Here is a 6366-nt window from a genome sequence, read left to right on the forward strand (position 1 = left end):
GGCAGGGCCCAATGCCCGACGCCGTGGTGTCAGGTTCTGTTCGCGACCGCCGCCGGGCGGGCGGCGAAGGGGGGATTCGCGCTGGTGGCGCGGGCGCGGGCCTCGCCGATCTCGCGTCGGGCACGGGGCGAGGCGACGTGCCCCAACGCCCTGGAGATCGCGGCCGCGGTGGTGCGTACGGCCATGGCGATACTGGTCGGATGGGTGGTGAGGTCGGGGACCACCACGGAGACGGCGGCGACCACGTCGCCCTCCTCGTCCCGGACCGGGCAGGCCACGGACAGCGTTTCGGAGGGGACCACGCGACGTACCGCCGCCTCGTCGGACTTTCGGACGGCGGCGATGATCCCACGGAGGTTCGGGTCGTCGCTGCCCTTGATGACCCGTTCCCGCAAGCCGGCGGGCGCGTGGGCAAGGAGCACCTGCCCGACCCCGGTGGTGTCGAGGGGGAGGCGGCCACCGATGCGGTAGTCCACGGCCGTGGCGTGACGTGAGGAGAGGCGGTCGATCAGGACCGCTTCCTTCCCGTCCCTGACGGCCAGCAGCACGTGGTGGCCGCTGACCTGGTACAGGTCCTCGAGGTAGGGCAGCGCGGTCTCCCGCACTCCGTGCCCGCGTGGGGCCAGCGAGGCGATCTCCCAAAGCCGCACGCCCACCGCATAGCGCTCCTCCGAGACGCGCTCCAACGCGCCCCAGTTGACCAGTTCCCGGGCGATGCGCCACACCGTGGTGCGGGGCATGCCGGTCCCGGTGGAGAGCTCGGTGAGGTTGAGTGTGCGGTGCTCCGCGTCGAATTGCTCCAGGACACGGAGGGCCCGCAGCAAGACGCCGTCGCGGCCGGTTGCCGGCACGGGGACCTCCTTGTCCTCGGTGATGCCTGGGTATGCCAGTGCGTGGTGTTTCATGCGTGTCCACGCGTTCGGTGCCTGTGGGCGCCTTGCGCACAAGATCACGTGTCCAAAGTGTGCTCGCCCCGGTGGAGGCGACGTCCCACACCTTGGCAGGTGAAGAGGTGCGCATCACAGGGATCATTCCACAGAATGAAATGGCCCCTTCGGTGCGTGACTTACCTCACGCAAACTCGTTCGAGGCGGATGGTCAGCGGCCGTGCCCACCCACAGCACCGGCCCGCCGGACCTCGCACACACCACCCCACGTACTTCCACTCACGTACTTCACACTCACGTGGCGGGGCCTTTCTGCAACGCAGCACTCACCCTTCTTGCGGGTGAGGCCACGCGGACAGGACCTCCACGGCAGCGGATCTCTCCCGCGCAGTGCGTGGTGCAACCTTCGAAAGACCGAGGCATTTCAATGACGAATGCAACCAACCGCAGGGGACTGCTCCCCGTCTTCGCGTTGTGCTGGCTGGCCCTGCTGGCGGACGGCTACGACCTCTACGTGTACGGCGCCACGCTGCCCACCCTGATCGGCCCGGAGCCCTTCGGGATCACCCCAGGGCTGGCCGGCACCATCGGTTCGGTCGCCCTGGTCGGCATGCTGCTCGGATCGCTGTGCGTCGGCATGCTCACCGACCTGCTGGGTCGCCGCCGCATCTGCATGCTGGCCGTTGGCATCTTCTCCGTGGCGATGCTGTGCTGCTCCGTGGCTCCCAACTGGGAACTGTTCATGGCCGCCCGCTTCGTGGCCTGCTTCGGTGTGGGCGGGCTGCTGCCCACCGCCGTGGCACTCACCAGTGAGTTCGCGCCGGCCAACCGTCGATCCGTGATCCTCGGAGCGGTCCTCACGGGCCCGGCGCTGGGTACCCTGATTGCGGCCTTCACCGCGGCAGGCCTGACCGAGAACCACGGCTTCCGTCCGGTCTACGCCATCGGCGTGGCAGGCCTGGTGCTGGTTCCCCTCTTCGCCAAGTGGCTGCCGGAATCGCCAGCCTTCCTGGACGCCCGTGGTCGTCATGCCGAGGCCGCCGCGGTGCGTGCACGCTACGGCATGGAGGCCGACGGCAACGCCTCCAAGGGTGCGGCCACCGGTTCCCAGCTCGGCACCCTGTTCTCCGAGGGGCGCGCACGGCGCACCCTGGTGATCTGGTGCATCACGCTGCTCAGCCTGCTGGTCATGTTCGGTGTGAGCACCTGGCTTCCGCAGATCATGCACAACCAGGGCTTCGGGATCTCCTCCTCCATCACCTTCCTGGTGGCCTACTCCGTCGGCGCGGTGGTCGGGACGGTGCTGGCCGCGATCCTCAGCCAGCGCTTCGGCCCGCGCCCGCTCATCATCGTGGGCTTCACCGCGGCGGCCCTGGCCCTGATCGTCATGTCCACGCATCCCTCCTCCACCGCCATGCTGCTGCTCGCTGCCGTCATGGGCTTCGGCGGCCTGGGCACGCAGAACATGCTCAACGACTACATTTCCCAGCTCTACCCGCCCCACGCCCGTGCCACCGGCCTGGGCTGGGCGCTCGGTGTGGGTCGCCTCGGCGCCATCGTGGGACCCACCTACGGGGCCTTCATGGTCTCCACCGGGGGCGGCTTCAGCATGGCCCTCTACGGCTTCGCGGTTCCGGCCGTCCTGGGAGCGGTTCTCATGGTGACCTTGCGCAACAAGCGTCGGCAGGCCGGCCCCGTGCAGGCCGAGTCGGTGGCTGCGCCCCTTGCCCGCTGAACGCGGGGCCAGGTGAGCCACTCGGCCCGTTGAGCCACTCAACCCGCTGAGCCGCTCAACCCGCTGAGCCACTCGGCCTGAGCCGCCAACCAAGCTGCTCACCCGATCACCTTTTTTGGGCCGCGACGGCCCCACCCACTCAAACCTTTCGAGAAGAACCGAAGGAATACTGTCATGTTGGACCAAGATCAGAGCGCACCGGGCACAGAAGAGGCGATCACGGAGTCGCTGAACCTGCTGATCTGTGGCGGCGGCCCCGCCGGCCTGGTGCTGGCGCTCGACCTCGCCTCACGCGGCATCGAGTCCACCGTCGTGGAGCCCCGCGTGGACGTGGACCACAGCCGCCCCAAGGCCAAGACCACCAATGCGCGCACCATGACGCAGCTGCGTAGGCTCGGCCTCGCGGACCGCGTGCGTCAGGCGGGCCTGCCCGTGGACTACGCCCAGCAGGTCACCTTCTGCACCAGCCTCACCGGGTACACGCTGCGGGACTTCCCTGGCGCCTTCCAATTGCAGCGCGGCCGCTACGACCTGCAGCCCGAGTGTGGGCAGCAGGTGGCCCAGCCTGCACTCGAGGTGGTGCTTCGCGAGGCCGCTGCGGAGAACCCGCTGATCGATCTGCGCCTGGGCGTCACCGCCCAGCCGGTGCGGCTTTCCCCAGCGGATTCGCCGGAGACCCCGAGCCTCGTCAGGCTCGTGACGGAGGACGGTTCGTCCTCCCTCGTGGCGGCCGCGCGACTCGTGGGGGCCGACGGCGGGTCCTCCACGGTGCGCAAGGCGCTCGGGTATGCCTTCGAAGGGACGTCAGCCCCGCGCGCCAACCTGAACCTGCTCTTCACCTCAGAGGACCTGGCCCAGAAACTGACCTTGGACCCGGCGGTACAGTACTGGGTGGTCTCGGCAGAGGCTGCGGGCATGATCGGCCGCGCCGACCTCGAGAACACCTGGTGGGTCATCCTCCAGGGTGTGGACCTGACGGGAGCTCACCAGGACCCTGAGGCTGCCGTACGTGCCATGGCCGGCGCCGATATCGACGTCAACATCATCGCCCAGGACGACTGGACCGCACGCATGCTGCTCTCCGAGCACTACGGACGCGGCAGCGTGCACCTGATCGGCGACGCCGCCCACATGAACCCGCCGTGGGGTGGCCACGGATTCAACACCTGCGTGGGCGACGCCGTGAACCTGGCCTGGAAGCTCGCCGCAGAGATTCAGGGCTGGGCCGGCCACGACTTGTTGGGCAGCTACGAGCAGGAGCGGCGTCCCATCGCGGCCCGCACCATCGCCGAGGCCGCAGCAAACGGCAGGGCGCTCGCCTACGACTTCCTCGACCCAGACCTCGACCAGCCCGGTGAGCGCGGCGAGGCCGCACGCGCCAGGGCCTTCGAGGCCTTGGCCGTGAAGCGTTCCGAGTTCCATTCCCTGGGCCTGGTGCTCGGCTACGACTACGAGGGAACCGACCTCGTGGACGAGGGCGACGGCCGTGAGCCGATGCGCGATCCCATCGACTACGTTCCCTCCGCCCGCCCCGGGCGGGTGCTTCCGCACGCCTGGGTCTCCGAGGACCTGTCGCTGTACGACGTCCTGGGTCAGGGATTCACGCTGCTGGTGGACTCGGATGCCGTCGGCACGGACCTGAGGTCCTGGACGGAGATCCACGAGCGGGTGCCCAGCGAGGTGCCGCTGCTGGTGGTCCCCATCGACACCCCCGGCGTCGCAGAGACCTGGGAGGCATCCGCAGTGATGGTGCGGCCGGACCAGCACGTTGCCTGGCGTGGCGACGACCCGGCCGCCGCAGTGGCGGCCCTGACCCGCGCCGTCGGGCATCCCAACCGCAAGAAGGTGGCAGCAGCATGAGCACCCCGACCACTGCGACGGCAGATTTCCGCAGGTTCCAATACGCCCAAGATGCTCCTCGGCTGCGGGACCTGGACGGACTGGACGCCTATGCCTACCGCGAGGCGTCCAAGCAGCGAGGGACGTTCACCGGTGAGTTGGTGGCCGGTTGGACCCCGCTGTACCTGAATGAATTCCACGGCATCAGCACGGACGGGACCGTGCACCCCGAGATCTTCGACCTCGGCGCGCCGGTTCCCGGCGAGGAAGCACCGGTCCGGGAGATGGTCGCGGCCGCCAACCACCTGCTGGATGTGGTGACGCCGGAGGAGCGCGAACGGCTCGTCCACGCGGTGGATGCCGTCGAATGGCAGACCTGGGCCAACCCGGAGTTCATGCAATTCGACACCGGGCTGCGCCTGGAGAACGTGGACGCCCCAGTGCGGGAGGCCGTGTACGCACTGATCAACGCGAGCCTTAGCTCCGAGGGGGAGCGGCTCGTGCGCCTCATGATGCGGATCAACGGTTTCCTGGGCGACGTCGTGGGCCTGCCCGGCATCCTCAACGAGCTCAGTTACAACGTGTCGCTATACGGCGCCCCGAACCCGGTGACGCCGTGGGGGTGGCAGCTCTACGGACACCACTGCGCCATCAACGTGTTCGTGGTGAATGGCCGCATGAGCGTTGGCCCCATGTTCCTGGGGGCAGAGCCCAACGAGATCGACGAAGGTGTACACGCCGGTGAGGGGGCCTTCGAGGACCGGATCGCCACGGCGTACTCGGTGATGGCCCAGCTGAACGAAGAGCAGCTGAAGCAGGTGGTCACCTACCAGCAGATGGTGGACCCGGCCATGCCGGAGGGCCGCGTGCACCCTGGCGACGAACGCCACCTGGCCGGCGCCTTCCAAGACAATCGCGTGATTCCCAACGAGGGTGCCGTCGTGTCCACGCTTCCCGAGGCCGCTCAGCGGGGAATCCTCGAGCTGCTGGAACAGGCCAACACCATCCTTCCCGCCGGCCCCCTGGCCGCCCGCATGCGGGAGATCGAGGCCCACCTGGATGAGACGTACTTCAGCTGGATCGGCGGGCATCAGCCCGGCGACGTGTTCTATTTCCGAATCCAGTCGCCGGTCGTGATCGCAGAACTGGACCACCACTGCGGTGTCTTCCTGGACTACGACGTCCCGCAGCGCTTCCACATCCACACCGTGCTGCGCACGCCCAACGGCAATGACTACGGGCGAGCCTGGCTGCGCCAGTGGCAGGCCGAGCATCCGGCAGAACGGCCTGAAACGCCAGAAACGGCCTGAATTGGCCTCAACAGGGCCCGCGTGCCCGGTGAACACCATCCGTTGGGCATGAACCCATCGGGACACAAGACAATCAAGACCAGTATTGAAGGAGAACACAAGGACATGGCAATCGAAGGCATCATCGGTATCGACCGCGGACACGGCGTCGAGGTGGCGTGGCACCGTGAGGGCGAGGCCACGGCCGCGGTCCTGGCCCCGCTCGAGCGGTTCTGGGCTTCGGCGCAGGAGTTCGTGGACGGCGCCCGGTCCGGCGCCGCCGTGGGGGAGACCGTGGATCTCGCGGCAGCGCGTCGGGTCCCGCCGGTGCTGCCCGGCGCCCGCGTGATCTGCATCGGACTGAACTACTTGAAGCACGTTCAGGAGGGTTCCTACAAGGCGGAGGGTGTGCCGGAGTTCCCCACCCTCTTTGCCCGCTGGCCCGCCTCCCTGTCCGTAGGCGGTGACCCCGTCGAGGTTCCCGACAATGAGGCCGGATTGGACTGGGAGGGCGAGATCCTGGCCTGGGTGGGCTCCGAGGTGCGCGACGCCGACCCCGACGCCGCGCTGAACTCGGTGCTGGGCTACTCGACGTTCACCGACCTCACAGCGCGTA

At 68.4% G+C, this 6366-nt stretch carries 5 protein-coding genes; 4 read left to right on the top strand and 1 reads right to left on the bottom strand.

From position 1 onward, the window contains the following. Positions 1 to 29 precede the first annotated feature (29 nt). A complete protein-coding gene (locus Q0A15_RS10750) occupies positions 30 to 905 on the bottom strand; it encodes an IclR family transcriptional regulator (protein WP_291279525.1) in 876 nt (291 codons plus the stop codon). A gap of 409 nt (positions 906 to 1314) precedes the next feature. On the opposite strand from Q0A15_RS10750, the gene Q0A15_RS10755 reads away from it, so the two are divergent. The 4 genes from Q0A15_RS10755 to Q0A15_RS10770 form a co-directional block, all read left to right on the top strand. Beyond that, positions 1315 to 2622, top strand: coding sequence for an aromatic acid/H+ symport family MFS transporter (locus Q0A15_RS10755; RefSeq protein ID WP_291279526.1), 1308 nt, complete (start codon positions 1315 to 1317; stop codon positions 2620 to 2622). Positions 2623 to 2796: 174 nt separating this feature from the next. Then, on the top strand, positions 2797 to 4482 hold the full coding sequence (locus tag Q0A15_RS10760) for an FAD-dependent monooxygenase (protein WP_291279527.1): 1686 nt from the start codon (positions 2797 to 2799) through the stop codon (positions 4480 to 4482). Continuing rightward, entirely contained in the window at positions 4479 to 5771 is a 1293-nt protein-coding gene (locus Q0A15_RS10765) for a DUF3500 domain-containing protein (RefSeq protein WP_291279528.1), read from the top strand. Before Q0A15_RS10760 ends, Q0A15_RS10765 begins: the two co-directional genes overlap by 4 nt. Before the next feature lie 105 nt (positions 5772 to 5876). Continuing rightward, positions 5877 to 6366 (top strand): fumarylacetoacetate hydrolase family protein (locus Q0A15_RS10770; protein WP_291279529.1); only part of this gene is annotated, 490 nt, incomplete at its 3' end.

Source organism: Galactobacter sp. (assembly GCF_022712295.1).
Lineage (GTDB): Bacteria > Actinomycetota > Actinomycetes > Actinomycetales > Micrococcaceae > Galactobacter.